Origin of the sequence: Parapedobacter soli (genome assembly GCF_025460835.1) — a bacterium.
GTDB classification, from domain to species: domain Bacteria; phylum Bacteroidota; class Bacteroidia; order Sphingobacteriales; family Sphingobacteriaceae; genus Parapedobacter; species Parapedobacter soli.
The window spans coordinates 58,755-77,057 of sequence record NZ_JAMXAY010000010.1 but is presented as its reverse complement, the minus strand read 5'-3'; the positions used below and the strand labels follow the sequence as shown (position 1 = coordinate 77,057).

The following is an 18,303-nucleotide window of genomic DNA, read 5'->3' as shown; positions in this document are numbered from 1 at the left end:
TAAATGACCGGTATGATGTTTGATCGCAGTCGTATTAATGCATTTGCTAAACAGGAAACCCCGTTTTATTATTACGATATAGCACTGTTGGAACAGACGTTGACCTCGGCCCTCGAGGCTGCCGATACGCTGGGTTTCCATGTGCACTATGCCTTGAAGGCCAATTTCAACAATCGTCTTTTGGAACGGATACGGGATCTTGGATTCGGTGCGGACTGTGTGAGTGGCAACGAGGTGCGGCGGGCTGTGGAAACCAGGTTCGATCCCGGCAAAATCGTATTTGCAGGTGTGGGCAAATCAGACAAAGAAATCACTTACGCACTCAACGAGGACATTTTTGCTTTTAACGTCGAATCGATCCAGGAGCTTCAGGTTATCGATGGGTTGGCTGCCGGACTAGGGAAAATAGCCCGCGTAGCACTCCGCATCAACCCCAATGTCGACGCCCATACCCATCAATATATCACAACAGGACTGGACGAGAACAAGTTTGGTATTGCCCAGTGGGACCTGCCGGAAGCCGTTGAAACATTGCGGAAGTGCCGGCACATCGAATTGGTGGGTATACATTTCCACGTGGGATCCCAGATTACGGACTTGAATGTATTCAAAAGTCTTTGCGTGAAAGTGAACGAACTTAATAACTGGTTTGATGAGCGGGGATTCCGGCTGCGTATACTAAACGTAGGAGGGGGGCTGGGCGTAGACTACCATGAGCCGGATGCATACCCTATCCCTGATTTCAGGGCTTACTTTTCGGTCTTTGGTGAATTCTTGGAACGTAAACCGGGCCAAGAGGTCCATTTCGAACTGGGCAGGGCATTGGTATCGCAATGCGGCAGTCTGGTTTCACGAGTCTTATATGTAAAAAATGGCATCAAGAAGAATTTCCTGATCATCGATGCAGGAATGACAGAATTGATGCGGCCGGCGCTATACCAAGCTTACCACCGGATTGAGAACCTCACCGCTGCTGCTGCCGACAATGATAATACTGATGAACCACCGCTGCATTACGACGTGGTAGGGCCAATCTGTGAGAGCACAGATTGTTTTGGCAAAGAAGTACCGCTGCCGAAAACACAACGCGGCGACTTGATTGCTATTCGTACGGCCGGTGCTTACGGCGAAGTGATGGCCTCACGGTATAATCTCCGTGAAGAGATACGATATGTATACAGCGATGAGTCGTAAGACCTATTGTTAGCCCTCAACCATTGATTAGGGACAGCATCTCTGCCGTATTACGCACTTGCAGCTTATGAAGGATATTTTTGCGGTGCGTCATCACCGTGTGAACTGACAGGAAGAGCTTATCTGCTATCTCTTGATTGGTAAGGCCTCCACTTACTAACGTTATAATTTCCAATTCGCGTGGGGAGAGCTTGAACTTATTCAGGAATTTATCGTCGAAAAGCTTATTTGGTTCGGCAGCTGCTGCACGTTCATAATCGAAATGGTTGTGCCCCTTATGGATTTGTTTGATGGTGTCTATAAGGTGCTGCGCATCGGAGTCTTTGTGCAAATAGCCATTGATATCCAATTCACGGCATTTGGCATAGATGTTTTCGTCGGCATACATGCTTAGCACCACGATTTTGCAGGAAAACTGGTTGTTTTTGATAATGCGGATCGTATCGGGTCCATCCAATATCGGCATATTCAGGTCGACCAACACCAGGTCGACCGTATTTTTGTGTAAATAGTCGATGAGCTCCCTGCCATTACTGCAAATCTTAACAACCGACAGCTCGGCATCCGATTGTAGAATCGATGCAACGCCTTCCGACATCAGCTTATGGTCATCTGCTATAGCAATAGTGATCATTGTTTATCCTGCAATTGGGTGTCATTCGTTCGGTATACGCAATAAAACCTTGGTTCCATCGCCAGGCGCGGAATCTATTTCGATATGCCCGCCGATGAGATTGACCCGGTCGTATATATTGATAAGTCCCGACCCCTTTAACGTTGAAGCTGATTCGAATCCAATACCATCATCGGCTATGGATAGGGCACAGCATCCTTTGGCCGCCTCTAACTTAACAAATATATGTTTAGCCTCCGCATGTTTTAGGATATTATTGATACACTCCTGAAATATCCGACTGATCATCAGCCTATCGTGGATGGAAGCGGGTTCGCAAAAGCCGTTATTTTCGAACGATATCTTAACGACTCCCGTTTTGTTTACCTTATAGAGCTCTTGCTCGATGAAATCACCCAGCGAGTATTGTTCCACGCGGTTGATATTGAGATCGTGCGACAATGAGCGGATATCTGTAATAGCTTGATCGATCAGGTGCTTCACATCAGGCTTTTGCTGCGTGTCGGGCCGGGAGAGGTATAGCTTGATCAAAGAGAGTACCTGCCCCACATTGTCGTGGAGTTCCTGCCCCACGTATTTCAGCGTTTCCTCACGCATCTCCACTTTGGCTTTCAATACAGCTTGTTCATATTGAGCAATAAGCCGCTGTTGCTCTCGGATTCCCTTGATTTTGCGCTTTTGGTAAATAATGACCATGAGGAACATGAACACACCGATCAATGCAAGCATCAGGCTGCCAAATAGGACTGCAATCGCTATTTCAATATTTATGGTTTCTTCCACAATTCAATACGTTGGCAGGCTACTGGTTCGCCCTGCTATATGGTCTATGCAGCAATATGCCGGCAATATACATGGAATACAATATAAAGGCAAAAACACGCATCATAACCGATCCGAAATAAACGTTGTTGACCACGAAATAGTTCCAGAAAATAATGGTGAGCGTACTGCTGAGATAGAAAAAGAATATCCCGGTGACAATCCAGAATGCGGCATTGCGCACTGGATTAATGTCATATCCACGGTCTGACTTGATGAGCTCGTGGAAATAAAGTAACGCGAATACAACTAGCGATACCGACATGGTGGTGCGTGGATAGGTCATCAGAAATGAGAAGTCCTGGATAAAAAATAGATCGATAAAGAAAAACACCAGATTGAGCACGGTGCCGGCAATAATGATTTTGCGTGTAGTGGGGTTTCTGATTACACCGTGGAACAGTACGCCGAAAAACAAGATATTTACTGGTAGGACACCATTGAAAATGAAATGATTGGAGGCGTGGTCGGTAAAGACAAAGGAATATAACGAAGCAAACAACTGGTAAATGAACTGAAACAACAAAAAATAAGGGAATAGCTTCAATACGGGCAGGTCGAGCTTATGCCAGCGGTATAATCCGATTACTACGCCTAATAAAATTATTCCTAACAGAATGATGGTAACACTATTCATAGGTCGATATTTTATTGGGACGTTGGTCGGAGCTTCAACGTTCCACCGGATCATTTGCGGCCCGGTGGAGCGCTTTCGACTATATACTGTTGCCTATAACAACTGGCCCTTGGGCGACGGTGGGGGGCATAGGTCCAGTTCATCTGCAGGTAGTCCTGCTAACGATGAAGTGATGGGCAAAACCACGGGGCCAATACCGCCTTTCTCCTTATGTATGGTTGCTTCTTTACGGGGTATATTGAGACAATCCACACTGTTCTCCATGGTAGGATTGTCAGGATCTACGGATCGCGTGGCCACCATTATGGCGGTATGCGCTTTCTTATGTTCGGGCCTTTTTAATTCGAATCCCGGATAATCATCCGCTATAGCATAATAGAACCGGATCCCGTCGGCCTTATTGATTGCCAGCAACTCTAAGAGCGCGTCCTTACTTACCCAAAACGAGCGGGGCTCTTGAACGGTTTTTCCTAATTCTTTGCTCCGTTGCTTTGCGGCCGGCCCACGGCGCTGCTTGTCATACGCATTAACCATCTGCTGTGCCAGTTCAACAGGGATGAGGTTTAATTTACTTTTCTTTGGAGAATTTGTACTTTTCATCTTATGGCTTTGTTAAAAAACTTATTACTAGTATGTTAACAAACATCGTGAAAAATCAGGGCAATGCCAATACACCAAAATAGGTATTTATGCATTAACGCCGTCATCCGTTGCCTGTTTCAAATACGGTATCGATTTTCCAATTGGCTGAATCCTGAGAGGCTTGTACCGCGAGGCGGTCGCAACGTTCGTTTTCAGGGTGTCCTGCATGCCCCTTCACCCACACAAATTTGACGTTGTGCAGTTTATATACATTGAGGAAACGCATCCAAAGATCAGGATTTTTCTTGCCTGCAAATCCTTTACGTACCCAACCGTGCACCCAACCTTTTTCCACAGCGTCAATGACATATTTCGAATCGGAATAAATGGTTACATTTTCGTTTGGTTTTTTAAGAGCTTCTAGGCCTTTGATTACGGCCATCAGCTCCATCCGATTATTCGTTGTTTTACGGAATCCTTCCGACAACTCCTTATAGTGAGGGCCTGACCGCAGGATGACACCGTACCCGCCTGGGCCCGGATTACCGCTCGATGCTCCATCTGTATATAGTTCAATCATTGCCGCAAATGTAGTTCATTCATGTCGGAATCGGTTGATATATCTGCCCGGAATTGCTTATTTTGCGTTTATGGAACATGTAGTAGTATTTACCGGTGCAGGAATTTCAGCCGAGAGCGGGCTCAAGACATTCAGGGGAGAGGACGGACTTTGGGAAGGTTACCGCGTTGAGGACGTTGCAACGCCTCAGGCATGGAAGCAGAACCCTGAACTCGTGCAGGCATTCTATAATATGCGACGGAAGTCGGTATTGGCGGCAAAACCCAATGCTGCCCACCTAGCTTTGGCAGCCCTGGAAAATAAAAAGAAGGTAACCATTGTAACCCAGAACATAGATGATTTGCATGAGCGGGCGGGGTCTACAAATGTATTGCATCTGCATGGGCTGATTACCAAATCACAATCGAGCATCGATCCACGGCTTACCTATCCGATAGTGGGGAGTGAAATAACGATGGGCGAGCATTGCGAGCTCGGTAGCCAACTGCGGCCACATGTAGTATGGTTTGGCGAACCCGTGCCGGCGATGGAACTGGCCATTCGCGTTTGCAGGCAAGCTAGTGTTTTCCTGGTGGTAGGTACTTCATTGCAAGTCTATCCAGCAGCAGGTCTACTTAACGAAGTACCCATGGACGCTGACGTCTACATCGTGGATCCGCACGCCTCCGAATTACAGATCCAACGGCCCGTTACCCGTATCGCTCGAAAAGCAACGACGGGTGTACCACACGTGGTTGACCAGTTGATGGCTTAATATTCGTACCTATTATACGTATCTATAAAGCTCCGCCGCATCTCGTCAAACCGAGCGGCAACAGATTTGGAAAACTCCGCATCGATTAGCTGGAATAGTCCGTCGACACCACCGGTGATATCAGACTCAGCAATTTTATACACCTGTTCAAGCGTGCCTTGCTCAAACTTGACAATGAACTTTTGGTTCATCGTGAAGATGGTGATCTTGAAATCGGGGTGGGGAAGTTCGGCGACGGTTCTCATTGGCACCTATTTAAACATATCCTTGAGCTTTCATGGCCGTGGCCACTTTTACGAACCCACCGATATTGGCCCCTTTCATATAATTAATGACACCATTTCTGTCTTTACCGTAATGTACGCACGTGTCGTGTATTTCCTGCATGATACGTTTGAGTTTGCTGTCGACTTTCTCAGCAGTCCATTGCTGGCCGATCCGGTTTTGTGACATTTCGAGGCCCGATACCGCTACACCGCCGGCGTTTGCGGCCTTGCCAGGGGCATAGAGTATCTTGGCTTTCATGATTGCCTTTACTGCTGCCTCGGTACAAGGCATGTTCGCACCTTCCGCAATACACATGCAACCGTTTTTTACGAGTTGCTTCACATCCTGCTCATCGAGTTCGTTTTGCGTTGCACATGGTAGGGCGATATCGCATGCAAACTGCCACGGCTTTTTGTCAGGGTGGTACTCTGCCGGGAAGCGGTTGGTGTATTCCTTCAAATTGCGCTTGAGCGAGGCTACATAATCCAGTTTTTCCTGTGTAAAACCGTGTTCATCATAGATAGTGCCGTTGCTATTGGAAATGGTGATTACTTTAGCTCCCAAAGAAAGTGCTTTGAGGGCAGCGTAGTAAGCCACGTTACCTGCTCCGGAGATAGCTATGGTTTTGCCCCTAAGCGAATCTTGTGTTTCATATAACATGCGCTCCACAAAATAGAGTAGACCGAAACCGGTAGCTTCCGGCCTGATGAAACTACCACCCCATGCCGGGCCCTTGCCCGTAAGAACACCTGTAAAATTATTTCGGATACGCTTATACTGGCCAAATAAATACCCAATTTCACGTTCGCCGACACCAATATCCCCAGCAGGGACATCCGTGTCTGCGCCGATATGGCGGTATAACTCGGTCATGAAACTCTGGCAGAAACGCATGATTTCGCTATCGGATTTATCCCGCGGATCGAAATCGGCCCCACCTTTACCGGCTCCGAGAGGAAGCCCTGTGAGGCTATTCTTAAATGTTTGCTCAAATGCAAGGAATTTCAACACGCTGAGGTTCACGGTGGGGGAGAACCGTAACCCGCCTTTATAAGGGCCCAAGGCACTATTCATCTGGACACGATAACCACGGTTGATTTGCACATTATTGGAATCATCCAACCAAACCACGCGGAAAGAGATTGTCCGCTCCGGCTCGGTGATACGTTCGAAAAGCCTGCAAGCAATCAACTCCCTGGCTTGGGTTTCGATATATGGAATAACGTCTTCCGCGACTTCCTTTACCGCTTGCAGATATTCAGGTTGATTGGGGTTACGTGCTGTGACATAATCGATAAACGATTCGAAATAGTTTGGCATATTGCGTTGTAAGTTTTATGAAGCAGGCAAATTTAAAAAAATTTTAATCAAAGTCACATTTTTTTATGAATTTTTAATGTTATATTGGTATTTTATTGAAATTACGTCAAAACAACATTGCGTAATCTGCCTAAGAATAACTCCAAAGGGGTTTCCCTGCTGCACGGGTAAGGATTCTAGCCTGTATATATAAGTACAGCATATTCTTCCCATCCAATATCATGATAATACACGTTATGTTAAATAAGAAAGTGAGAAGCCTCCTTCGGGGGGCCTCGTTCCTATTTTGCCGAAGAAATAAAAGTTCCTATCAGTTATCCACGGGTTTGTCGATCATCAATGCGGCGATGGTGAGGTTATTGCGCGAATCGATAAGTATAGCGCCGCCGTTCGCCTTATTAGAAGCATAGTGATCGAATGCTAGCGGATCTGCACTTTTGAAACGGACCCTGCCAATATCGTTGAGCCCAAAGCTGTCGCTTGCTGATTTTTCGAGCGTTTGGATGTCGATACGGTAAACGATATCCTGTATTTTAACCTTGGTTATCTTACCGTGCTGTTGTAAAAAATATGTCTGGCCGAGGTCGAGTGGTTTGGTATCCATCCAGCAAATATCGGATTCGAAACTTTGGGATAAAGCTGGCTGCTCATCAGCTTTCACCAGCATATCTCCCCTACTGATATCGATATCGTCTGCCAGATGGACGATGACCGACGCTCCATTTTCGCCAATCTGTAAATTTTCGCCTGCCAGCTCGATACGGGTTATGGTACTCATAAATCCAGAAGGCAGCGCTACGACGCGGTCTCCCACGGAAAAATCCCCCCCTACGATGCGGCCGGCGTAGCCCCTATAATCCGGCAACTCTACGGTTTGCGGGCGGATGACCCACTGCACGGGGAACCGGGCTTGCTGGGTTTGGGGTTGGCGGTTCACTTCTACCGTTTCGAGGAATTCCAATAGTGGTTTCCCTTCGTACCAGGGTGTATTTGAAGAACTGCTCGCGATGTTATCACCTTTCAATGCACTTACAGGGATGTAGTCCACTTGTGTTTTTTCCATGTTCCCGGCCAACCGCTCATAATCGGCTCTGATTTTGTCATAAACCGCTTTATCGTAATCAACCATATCCATTTTATTGATGCAAACGAGGATATTGGGAATAGCTAACAGCGATACCAGAAATGAATGCCGCCGTGTTTGTTCCACAACCCCTTTGCGGGCATCTATTAAAATAATGGCTAGATCAGCATTGGATGCGCCGGTTACCATGTTTCGGGTATATTGGATGTGCCCTGGTGTATCGGCGATAATGAATTTACGCCGATCTGTATGGAAGTATTTGTAAGCGACATCAATAGTGATGCCCTGTTCGCGTTCCGCCTTCAGGCCATCTGTCAGAATGGCTAAATCTAACGTTCCATCGTCATTTTTCCGGTTAGCCCGTTGGATAGCTTCCAATTGGTCGTCTAGTATAGAGTCTGTATCATACAACAGCCTGCCAATCAAGGTGCTTTTCCCGTCGTCTACACTACCTGCCGTTATGAATTTCAATAGATCCATGTTGGATTTTATCTTTTTTGTTTGAGTTTTTATTATTTTGCTATTGTGAGACGGCTTAAAAATATCCGCCTTTTTTCCGATCCTCCATGGCGGCTTCCGAGACTTTATCGTCCATCCTAGCTCCCCGTTCGCTAACGTTGGATAACTGGATTTCTTCGATGATGTCGTCGATGTGGTACGCTTCGGATAGCACAGCGGCTGTACACGTCATGTCGCCCACTGTACGGAAACGCACCCGATGCCGTTGTACGATGTCTTCGTGATCTATGTTCAGGAACTCCGTGGCTGTCATCAATTGCCCGTTCCGGGTAATGACGTCGCGCTCGTGTGAGAAATAAATCGATGGTAGCTTGATGTTTTCCCGCCGGATATAGTTCCATACATCCAATTCAGTCCAGTTACTGATGGGGAACACCCGTACATTTTCGCCTTTGAAGATCCGCCCATTGTAGATGTTCCATAGTTCGGGACGCTGCCGCTTGGGGTCCCATTGCCCAAATTCGTCACGTACCGAAAAAATACGTTCTTTTGCTCTGGCCTTCTCTTCGTCGCGGCGTGCACCGCCAATACATGCATCAAAGCCATTTTCGGCAATGGTATCCAATAGTGTGGTGGTTTGCAGTTGATTGCGACTAGCGTTTTTTCCTTTCTGTTCAACTACTTTCCCCGCATCGATACTGTCTTGTACGTACCCAACGATTAATTCTTCTTGTAGTTCTGCTATCAATTCGTCCCGAAAAGCGATGGTTTCCGGGAAATTGTGGCCGGTATCGATATGTACCAAGGGAAAAGGGAATCTACCCGGCCGGAAGGCCTTTTTTGCCAGATGCACCAGCGTAATCGAGTCTTTCCCACCGGAGAACAGTAGAGCGGGCTTTTCAAATTGCCCGGCTACTTCCCTCAGAATGTATATGGCCTCCGCCTCTAAATGATCTAAATAATCCATAAATATTATTTTCTTTGGTATGACGCTATACGACAGCGATTCTCATTATCAATTTTCAGTCACCCCCTATCGGTGGTATGTAAGCCACACTCCTTTTTACTTTGATCTTCCCACCACCACCGGCCTGCGCGAAAGTCCTCTCCCGGCTGAACAGCCCGGGTACAGGGCGCACAACCAATGCTTGGAAACCCTTTATCATGCAGTGGGTTATACGGTATACGGTGTTTTTTTGCGTAATCCCATACTTGGTCCAAAGACCATTGGTATATGGGGTGGAACTTGACAAGGCCATGCCCTCCGTCCCACTCAACCTGTGTCATCCCCTGCCGATTATCTGACTGGGATGCCCGGATACCCGTGACCCAACAGGACGCCCCCTTCAACGCGCGCCCAAGTGGTTCTATCTTGCGGATGTGGCAGCACTCTTTCCTGTTTTCAACTGACTGGTAAAAACTAACCGGTCCTTTTTGGCTGATCAGCTGCTCTACGGCTTGGGTGTCGGGGAAATATGTCTCAATCTTCTTTTGGTACACCTCCAGTGTCCGGCTCCACACGGAATATGTTTCTCGGAACAATCTGCCCGTTTCGAGCGTAAACACCCGTATTGGCAGGTTATTGCTGAAAATAATGTGAGTGACAACTTGATCTTCTATCCCGAAGCTCGTGGAAAATGCCACGCGTCCCGGAAAGTGATCGGCTATGGCCGTCAACGCATCCGACACGGATTTTCCGTCCACCAATGCAGTGATTTCAGCTGTTAGCGTATTCATTTTTTTTCCGTTGATGCCAGCAAAGATACGGTATGTGCGTTTAGTGTCCTTACTTTATCGGTAAAATCTCCCTTCAGTAAATCACGAAGCCGGCTCATATAACTCAGGGTCTCATCAATTTCCTCGGGTAACGCCTCATTCAGGAGTTCTTTTATCCGTTTGGCAATTGTGGGTGATTTTCCATTCGTGGATATACCCAGTTTCAGATTTCCCTTTTTGACTACCGACCCGAGGTAAAAATCGCAGAGCTCAGGCTTGTCTGCCACATTGATTAACAACCGCCTTTTACGGCTCTCGTTACGGATGTAGGTATTCAGCTCAGTATTATCGGTTGCTACGAACACAACATCCACCCCATCCAAATCAGCATCCTGGAACGGGCGCTCGTGCAGTGTGATGGACGGATAATCGCTTGTGAACGTCCGAACGTCGGAGCTGATTTCCTTTGCGACGATTGTGACGGCGGTAAGGGGGCTATTGCCAAGTAGAGCGGTAAGCTTTTCCAACGCCACGTTCCCGCCGCCCACGAGGAGTACACGCAGCCGATTCAGTTGCAGGAAAACGGGGAACAGTTGGTTATTTGCTTGATCGCTCATAAGGTCAATGCTGTTTCTTCTTGTTGCCGTTCCGATGCAAAATTCGGGTGTTTGGCCACCACTTCCCCGATGATTATCACCGCCGGCGAGCTGATTTGTTGTTGCTCAGCCCGGTCAACGATGGTATCGATTGTGCCCAACACTACCTTTTCGTTCGGGAGCGAGCCGTTTTGGATAACTGCAATGGGTAGCTTTGGACGCCCGACTCCCTGATAAATGTGGGCAATCTCGGCAAGTTTATTCAGTCCCATAAGCACGACTACCGTCGCGTCCGTATGCGCTGCTGCATAAAGGTCCTTCGAAATCGTACCCGCACTAGTGGCACCCGTGATTACCCAAAAGCTTTCGCTTACACCCCGGTGGGTAAGCGGAACGCCCTGTAACCCTGCCAGCGATATCGCACTTGAAATACCCGGTACCACAGCTGTAGGGATACCGTTTTCTGCTGCGAAGGCCAACTCCTCGCCACCTCTGCCGAAAACAAAAGGATCGCCGCCTTTCAAACGGACCACGTGTCCGTTTGTCTGGGCTAGCTCGACCATCATTTTGTTAATCTCCGATTGGCTGAATGCATGGTGGCTTGCGCGTTTACCTACAAAGATCCGTAACGCATGCTCGGGGGCATAATCAAGCAGTTCTTCATTGACCAGGGCGTCATACAGTATTACGTCGGCTTTTGACAAGGCCTTCAGCCCTTTCAGGCTAATCAGGTCAGTATCACCCGGCCCCGCCCCTACCAATGTTATTTTCGGGTATCTGTTCATTTTCGTTGTTTAGTCTTTTTTGTATTTGTATACGTGGGCGAAACGCACATTACCGTTAGTCGTTTATTGCCGCAGCAACGGCAGACCGCTTTGCTATGTTCGACTCGTGGAAGTCAATCGCCGTGGCCAAGTACTTACGTGCAAAGTCTTCTGACGGCTCGTGCTTATTAATTTCTAGCACCTGCTTGGCAAAGCCACCTGGGATCACAAATTCACCCGTCTCCACAAAGTTCTTATCGAAATCATTGATTACCGCTATCTGGGTGCTGCTATGAATTCCTTTTTCGAGCAGCAGTGCCTTAGCTGCACTGATGTACATGCTATAGGTATGGTAAATAGCATCAGCAAATGCACCTGCTCGATAGCTTTCATTGGCCCAATCCAATTTCTCTTCCGCTTCGAAAAGAAGAACCGAAACCAAATCGATCACTACACCTGCGCATTCACCCACACCGATTGCCTGTTGGTAGGTTTCCTGATGGCCCCAATCAACGAATTCTTCGTCCGTTAACGTCGTCAGGTCTGCCAATGGCTTCAGCAACCGGTAAAAATAGTCTTTCGTTTGCCGTTCGAAGTAATCGTGGAAATATTCCGACGGGAGCGCATTCGCAGCATAATCGTCTAGCAGGAGCCGCACGGCATTCACAACACGCTTCGATGGCACTTTGATCACGCGTTCAGCCACACGGCCAAGGCCATCACCCAAAACGCCACCACCGAGCATGATCTGTGCTGCCGGCACCACTTTGCCGTTTGCTTTCAATGAACTGCCATGCAGCCCGATATGGGCAATCCCGTGCTGGCCGCATGAATTCATACAACCACTTATTTTAATCTTAAGGTCCCGGTCGTAAACAAGGTCTTCATACTCCTCGTATATCAGCGACTCCAGTACCCGGGCCATTTCAGTGCTATTAGATATACCTAAGTTACAAGTATCGGTACCGGGGCAGGTTGTCACGTCGGCTACACTATCGAACCCTGGCTTCGCAAAACCGATTTTAAGCAAGATGTTGTAAATATGGGGCAATGACTGCTCCCGTGCGAATTTAAGCAACAATCCTTGGTTTTGCGTTACCCTCAATTCGTCGGCCACATGGCCACGGATGCCGGCCAGCAATTGCCTGGCCTTTTCGGTGGGCATATCGCCGGTGGGAACTTTGACATGTACCGCATAGAAACCTTCCTGCTTTTGGGGCCACACATTGGTTTTCCTCCATATCTCATAAGCGGACAAATCCACGACGGGCACCGCCTCGCTTGATATCTGCGCGGGTGGTTCGGGCTGCGGTACGGCATCGCGGTCAATCGGGTATGTTTTAACCTTGCTCGCTGTTTGCTCTTCCTCAATCAGTTTTTTCACTTCTTCGAACCCAAGCTTCTGGATCAAGTACTTGAAGCGGGCTTTGTTACGGTTGTTCCGTTCACCATACCGGTCGAACGTCCGTAGCACGCTTTCGGAATAGGGTATCAACTGGTCCTCCGGAAGGAATTCATGCACAACGTGTCCCGCCATCGGCTGGGCCCCCAACCCGCCTCCTAAGATAACGCGGAAACCTCGTTCTTCGCGGCCATCTATTACCCTCACCCTGGGGATGAATCCGAGATCCTGCCCGAAGGCGAAAGCGGTGTCACGAGAACTGGAGGAGAAACCGAATTTAAATTTCCGGCCGAGCTCTTGGCAAATAGGATTGCGCAGGAAATACGAAAAAGTCGCATGTGCATAAGGCGAAACGTCGAAGGGCTCCTCGGGATCGATACCCGCATGAGGTGATGCAGTGACATTACGTACGGTATTACCGCAAGCTTCGCGGATGGTCAGCTCATCTTCTGCGAGTTTTGCCCACAGCTCCGGTGTACGGTCTAAGCTCACGAAATGGATCTGGATATCTTGGCGCGTAGTGAAATGCAGGTTGCGGATTGCATATTCATCAGAGATATCCGATATACGAAGCAATTGCTTGAAGGTGACTTTACCGAACGGCAACTTAATCCTCACCATCTGAACACCGGGTTGCCGTTGGCCATAAATACCACGGGCTAGCCGTAAGCTCTTGAATTTCTGTTCTGGCATTGAACCATCCCTAAACGCCCTGATTTTGCGTTCAAGTTCAATAATTTCCTTTTCTACGATCGGATTTTCGAGTTCCGTTCTAAAGCTCTGCATGGGTGTTGTTTAGCTAATTAAAAATTGAATGAATCCGCTTATTTCCCTCTCCTGTTTTTCTAAATCCGTTCAAACTAACGGCTAGCTTCCGCTACTTTCACGGGGCAAATATACCTAATGTATATAGAAGTAGTAGTATTAAAATGAAAAATACCCGCCATTTTTAGTTAAAAACTTGATAACAAATGCTTTATGATATTTAGATTGTGGTATGGCGTACTAAAACAAGATGTCTAAAAGAGCGTGTCAGCACCTTTTAAACATCTTGTCAATTTTCGGACACTTATCAGTTCCCCAATTCCGACATAAACTTGATTCTCATCAATTGGATTTCTTCATAGGTATAATCATCCGTCCCTAAATCGCGTAATGCTTGATCTACGGAGTCGATTTCAGCGGTCCGGAAGTAGTCAAAAACTTCGTCCTGCCTGTCTTCGTCGATTATTTCATCCACAAAATACCCCAAATTGAGCTTGGTGCCGGAGTTGACGATTGATTCAACTTCTTTCAGGAGGTCTTCGTAAGTAATTCCTTTTGCATGAGCGATGTCTTCGAGTCCGATTTTACGGTCGATATTCTGGATGATGGACACTTTTAAGGCTGATTTATTAGCCGTGCCTTTGATTACCAAATCCTGTGGTCGATCTATTTCATTCTCCTCAACATATTGTTTGATGAGTTCGATGAACTTGCTGCCGAATTTAAGTGCCTTCCCTGCCCCCACCCCATGGATTTGCTTGAGCTCATCCATCGTGATGGGGTAATGCGTGCACATCTCATCGAGCGATGGGTCTTGGAAAATGACAAAGGGGGGCAATCCTTTTTGCTTGGCTATCTTCTTGCGTAGTTCTTTAAGCATTTTGAGCAGCTGCGTATCTACCGCCCCGCCGCCCTGCTGGGTGGGTTCATCACTACCGTCTTCGGTTGCTGCCTCCATCGGTTTATTAAGGATGAATTTCAAACCATACGGATTCTCGATATAGCGTTTACCGGTATCGGTAAGCATCAATAACCCATAGTTATCGATATCCTTAGCCAGGAAATTATTCAATACCGCTTGTCTAATGAGTGATTTCCAATAGAGTATCCCGTGCTCCTTGCCACTTCCAAACACCCGGTGCGTATCATGCTTATAGGATGATATTGGCTGGTTATTCTGTCCGATAAAGACGTTGATGATATGGTGGTCGTCGAATTTCTCGCCTTGCTCTTGAATAAACTTCAGTACGTCCAACAACGACTCTTCTGCTTCGAAAGTTGTCTGTTCGGCGCAACAATTGTCGCACATACTATTGCACCCGGTCTCGTCAAAGTTTTCCCCAAAATAATGAAGAATCTGTTTACGGCGGCAGACAGACGACTCTGAATAATCGATCACCTCCTTGAGTATCTGTGTGCCGATTTCGCGCTCAGACACGGGTTTATCCTTCATGAATTTAGTCAGCTTTTCGATATCCTTTTCCGAATAAAACGCCAAGCAGTGGCCCTCACCCCCATCCCGTCCGGCCCGTCCGGTTTCTTGGTAATAACCTTCCATGCTCTTGGGGATATCATGATGGATAACATATCTTACGTCGGGCTTATCGATCCCCATGCCGAAGGCGATGGTTGCGACAATGACCTCAACGTCCTCCATGAGGAACTTGTCCTGTGTGTCTGCGCGTGTCTTGGCGTCCAAACCCGCATGGTAGGGTAGCGCTTTTATACCATTTATATTCAGCACTTCGGCTATTTCCTCAACCTTTTTCCGGCTAAGGCAATAAATGATGCCCGACTTGCCGGGATTGTTTTTGATAAAACGGACAATCTCCTTTACAACATTCCGCTTGGGACGCACCTCATAAAAGAGATTTGCCCTATTGAACGATGACTTGAACAACGTCGCATCATTCATCTGTAGGTTCTTACGGATATCGGATTGTACTTTTGGAGTAGCCGTCGCCGTCAGTGCGATGACCGGTATACCATCACCGATGGAGTTGATCACCGAGCGTATTTTACGGTATTCCGGGCGGAAGTCGTGCCCCCATTCGGAAATACAATGTGCTTCATCCACCGCCACGAACGATACTGTAATGAGTTTGAGGAACTCCACGTTCTCACTTTTAGCAAGCGACTCGGGTGCGACATAAAGCAACTTCGTCTTACCGGCTATGACATCCTGTCGAACACGTGTTATTTCACTTTTGTTTAAAGATGAGTTTAAGAAATGGGCAATACTGTCATCACCCCCAAAAGAACGCAGTTGATCCACTTGGTTCTTCATCAGGGCAATAAGCGGGGAGATGACAATAGCCGTCCCCTCGCTCATCAATGCCGGTAATTGATAACATATGGACTTGCCACCACCGGTAGGCATAATCACAAACGTATCGTTTTTCTGTAGGATATTGGTGATTATCGCTTCCTGGTCACCCTTAAATGTATCAAACCCAAAAAAATCCTGTAGATTGTCAAATAACCTTTTCTCTATTTCCATTGCGCCTTTCGCAAAAATTCAGATAGACTGATAATCAAAGAATGCCCAAAATAACATATTTTTGCGCATATCAGTATCTAAAGTTAGTAAATATATTTGTGAATAGCAATCCAAAATCAAAAAATATTGCATTAATCAATTGTGTATCACGCCCAGCCATACGCTTGCAGCGACGCAGCAGGCAAAATACAATGGCAATAAAATAAGTTGACCTGTTGGCCGCATGCATAAAATAGCTATATTAAGCGCAGAAACAAAATTCATTCTTACCTTTGGAAACAAGGGGTATACCAGCTGGAATTGCAAAACAAGAAATAACAACGGAAATAACAATACATGAAGAATTACTATGCTGTTATCATGGCAGGAGGTATCGGCAGCCGCTTTTGGCCGGTGAGCCGCACCCAAATGCCCAAACAGTTTATCGATATGCTGGGGGTTGGGAGAACACTGATCCAGACAACGTACGACCGCTTTCGCAAGATCATCCCGAAAGAGAATATCTTTGTGGCCACGAATGAGGTATACGCCGATCTGGCACGTGAGCAATTGCCGGAGCTTTCGTCCCAGCAGCTTATATTGGAGCCGATCATGCGCAATACAGCACCCTGCATCGCTTATGCCAGCCACAAGATACAGCAGCTGAACCCCAATGCCGTCATGGTCATTGCCCCGGCCGATCACCTGATCCTGGAACCGGACGTTTTTTTAGCCGACATAACCAATGGCCTCCGATGCGCCGAAGATAACAACTGGTTGATTACTTTGGGTATCAAACCTGCACGGCCCGACACTGGTTACGGCTATATCCAATACGGAAAAAGTGCTATGGTACAAGGTTTTAGAAAAGTAAAGACCTTCACCGAAAAGCCAAACCTGGAATTGGCCACTACATTTATACAAAGTGGTGATTTTCTATGGAATGCAGGTATTTTCATTTGGTCGGCAAAAACCATTATCGAAGCGTTCCAAAAATACCAAACAGAAATGAACGAGGTATTCAAAGAAGGCGCGGAAACGTATAATTCGGAACGGGAAAGAAAATTCATCGCTGGAGCATTCGTACGGTGTGTTAACATTTCGATCGATTTCGCTATCATGGAAAAGGCCGACAACGTGTTCGTATTGCCGGCGGATTTCGGGTGGTCCGACCTGGGTACTTGGGGGTCCGTGTATGAACTGTCTGAAAAAGACTATTTGGGTAATGTGTCATCTTCATCAGAAAATATTATTGCCTATGACTCGTCAAACTGCATGATCCATGCACCCAAAGATAAGCTCGTTGTCGTAAAAGGTCTTCATAACTTCATCGTGGTGCAATCTGACGACGCGTTGATGATCTGCCCGAAAGATAAGGAGCAGGCTGTAAAGGAAATCGTAGCTGATGTGAAAGCCAAGTTTGGCAATAAATATATTTAAGGGAATCAACTGAGGTCTGTGCACCTGTGCGCAGGATTTGTCTTATGGATACAGGATTTGTAAAAACCGAAACAAACGACAAAGGACTGGCCGTAATTACTTTCGGGCACCCCGCACACAATTCGCTCCCTTCCCCCCTATTGGCCCAGCTTAGTGAGCATATCCGGACTGCGGGGGCCGAGACAGCAGTGAAGCTTATTTTACTGCAAAGTGCCGGTGACCGCACATTCTGTGCGGGAGCAAGTTTCGATGAACTATTAGCATTGACAGACGAAAAAGCAGGCAAGGCTTTTTTTTCGGGATTTGCACATGTGATCAACGCCATCCGCCGATCGCCCAAGCTGATCATAGGCAGGGCACAGGGCAAGGCTGTTGGAGGAGGTGTAGGCCTTATGGCGGCTTGTGATTACTGCTTTGCTTCCGAAAACGCGGCTGTCAAGCTTAGTGAAATCAGTATCAATATCGGGCCATTCGTCATCGCACCGGCATTGAAACGTAAAATAGGGCTCTCCGCGTTTACCGCACTCTCCCTCAACCCGACCACCTTTTTCGACGCCCAATGGGCGCAGCAACAAGGCCTTATACATAGTGTGCAGGCTACGGTTAGTGAAATGGACACAGCTATAGAAGCATTTTGTGACCTCCTGCTTAACAAAAACTTGGAGGCACTCACTGCATTGAAACGGACCCTCTGGGAAGGCACAGACCATTGGGAGATACTACTACACGACCTGGCGGCTATTAGCGGCCGTTTGGCATTAAGCGAGGAATCGAAGCAATCATTATACGAATTCAAACAGCGATAGTT

18 protein-coding genes are annotated in these 18,303 nt (G+C 47.2%); 4 read left to right on the top strand and 14 right to left on the bottom strand.

Features of this window, described 5'->3' with window-relative positions:
• Positions 1-15 precede the first annotated feature (15 nt).
• A complete protein-coding gene (lysA, locus tag NGM62_RS06540; RefSeq protein WP_262246728.1) occupies positions 16-1,194 on the top strand; it encodes a diaminopimelate decarboxylase in 1,179 nt (392 codons plus the stop codon).
• A 16-nt stretch (positions 1,195-1,210) separates the two neighbouring features.
• Here lysA and NGM62_RS06535 read toward each other — a convergent pair whose 3' ends face one another.
• The 5 genes from NGM62_RS06535 to rnhA form a co-directional block, all read right to left on the bottom strand.
• Positions 1,211-1,828, bottom strand: coding sequence for a response regulator transcription factor (locus NGM62_RS06535; protein ID WP_262246698.1), 618 nt, complete (start codon positions 1,826-1,828; stop codon positions 1,211-1,213).
• Positions 1,829-1,849: 21 nt separating this feature from the next.
• On the bottom strand, positions 1,850-2,611 hold the full coding sequence (locus NGM62_RS06530; RefSeq protein ID WP_262246697.1) for a sensor histidine kinase: 762 nt from the start codon (positions 2,609-2,611) through the stop codon (positions 1,850-1,852).
• 19 nt (positions 2,612-2,630) lie between these two features.
• Positions 2,631-3,287, bottom strand: coding sequence for a hypothetical protein (locus tag NGM62_RS06525; protein WP_262246696.1), 657 nt, complete (start codon positions 3,285-3,287; stop codon positions 2,631-2,633).
• 93 nt (positions 3,288-3,380) lie between these two features.
• Positions 3,381-3,887 (bottom strand): hypothetical protein, encoded by a 507-nt coding sequence (locus tag NGM62_RS06520; RefSeq protein ID WP_262246695.1) that lies wholly within the window; start codon positions 3,885-3,887, stop codon positions 3,381-3,383.
• Between the two features lie 103 nt (positions 3,888-3,990).
• Positions 3,991-4,449 (bottom strand): ribonuclease HI, encoded by a 459-nt coding sequence (rnhA, locus tag NGM62_RS06515; RefSeq protein WP_262246694.1) that lies wholly within the window; start codon positions 4,447-4,449, stop codon positions 3,991-3,993.
• A gap of 70 nt (positions 4,450-4,519) precedes the next feature.
• Between rnhA and NGM62_RS06510 the strand changes: the two genes are divergently transcribed.
• Positions 4,520-5,203, top strand: a complete 684-nt coding sequence (locus NGM62_RS06510; RefSeq protein ID WP_262246693.1) for an SIR2 family NAD-dependent protein deacylase — start codon at positions 4,520-4,522, stop codon at positions 5,201-5,203.
• On the opposite strand, the gene NGM62_RS06505 is transcribed toward NGM62_RS06510, so the two are convergent.
• From NGM62_RS06505 to recQ, 9 genes are all read right to left on the bottom strand, one after another.
• Entirely contained in the window at positions 5,200-5,448 is a 249-nt protein-coding gene (locus NGM62_RS06505) for a hypothetical protein (RefSeq protein ID WP_262246692.1), read from the bottom strand. The genes NGM62_RS06510 and NGM62_RS06505 overlap by 4 nt on opposite strands.
• A gap of 10 nt (positions 5,449-5,458) precedes the next feature.
• Positions 5,459-6,790, bottom strand: coding sequence for an NADP-specific glutamate dehydrogenase (gene gdhA, locus NGM62_RS06500; protein WP_262246691.1), 1,332 nt, complete (start codon positions 6,788-6,790; stop codon positions 5,459-5,461).
• Between the two features lie 310 nt (positions 6,791-7,100).
• Positions 7,101-8,354, bottom strand: a complete 1,254-nt coding sequence (locus NGM62_RS06495; protein ID WP_262246690.1) for a sulfate adenylyltransferase subunit 1 — start codon at positions 8,352-8,354, stop codon at positions 7,101-7,103.
• A 55-nt stretch (positions 8,355-8,409) separates the two neighbouring features.
• Positions 8,410-9,300 (bottom strand): sulfate adenylyltransferase subunit CysD, encoded by an 891-nt coding sequence (gene cysD, locus NGM62_RS06490; RefSeq protein WP_262246689.1) that lies wholly within the window; start codon positions 9,298-9,300, stop codon positions 8,410-8,412.
• 59 nt (positions 9,301-9,359) lie between these two features.
• Positions 9,360-10,070, bottom strand: a complete 711-nt coding sequence (locus NGM62_RS06485) for a phosphoadenylyl-sulfate reductase (protein ID WP_262246688.1) — start codon at positions 10,068-10,070, stop codon at positions 9,360-9,362.
• Positions 10,067-10,666 carry a precorrin-2 dehydrogenase/sirohydrochlorin ferrochelatase family protein gene (locus NGM62_RS06480; RefSeq protein WP_262246687.1) on the bottom strand — a complete coding sequence of 200 codons (600 nt, stop codon included), beginning with the start codon at positions 10,664-10,666 and terminating at the stop codon, positions 10,067-10,069. The genes NGM62_RS06485 and NGM62_RS06480 overlap by 4 nt, the downstream gene beginning before the upstream one ends.
• On the bottom strand, positions 10,663-11,430 hold the full coding sequence (gene cobA / locus NGM62_RS06475) for a uroporphyrinogen-III C-methyltransferase (RefSeq protein ID WP_262246686.1): 768 nt from the start codon (positions 11,428-11,430) through the stop codon (positions 10,663-10,665). Before cobA ends, NGM62_RS06480 begins: the two co-directional genes overlap by 4 nt.
• 55 nt (positions 11,431-11,485) lie before the next feature.
• Positions 11,486-13,597: a HEPN domain-containing protein gene (locus NGM62_RS06470; protein WP_262246685.1), complete on the bottom strand. Its 2,112-nt coding sequence runs from the start codon at positions 13,595-13,597 to the stop codon at positions 11,486-11,488.
• Positions 13,598-13,883: 286 nt separating this feature from the next.
• Positions 13,884-16,076 (bottom strand): DNA helicase RecQ, encoded by a 2,193-nt coding sequence (gene recQ, locus NGM62_RS06465; protein WP_262246684.1) that lies wholly within the window; start codon positions 16,074-16,076, stop codon positions 13,884-13,886.
• 336 nt (positions 16,077-16,412) lie between these two features.
• Between recQ and NGM62_RS06460 the strand changes: the two genes are divergently transcribed.
• Both NGM62_RS06460 and NGM62_RS06455 read left to right on the top strand, forming a co-directional pair.
• Positions 16,413-17,495: a mannose-1-phosphate guanylyltransferase gene (locus NGM62_RS06460; RefSeq protein WP_262246683.1), complete on the top strand. Its 1,083-nt coding sequence runs from the start codon at positions 16,413-16,415 to the stop codon at positions 17,493-17,495.
• A 44-nt stretch (positions 17,496-17,539) separates the two neighbouring features.
• On the top strand, positions 17,540-18,301 hold the full coding sequence (locus NGM62_RS06455; RefSeq protein ID WP_262246682.1) for an enoyl-CoA hydratase/isomerase family protein: 762 nt from the start codon (positions 17,540-17,542) through the stop codon (positions 18,299-18,301).
• The last annotated feature ends 2 nt before the right edge of the window (positions 18,302-18,303 follow it).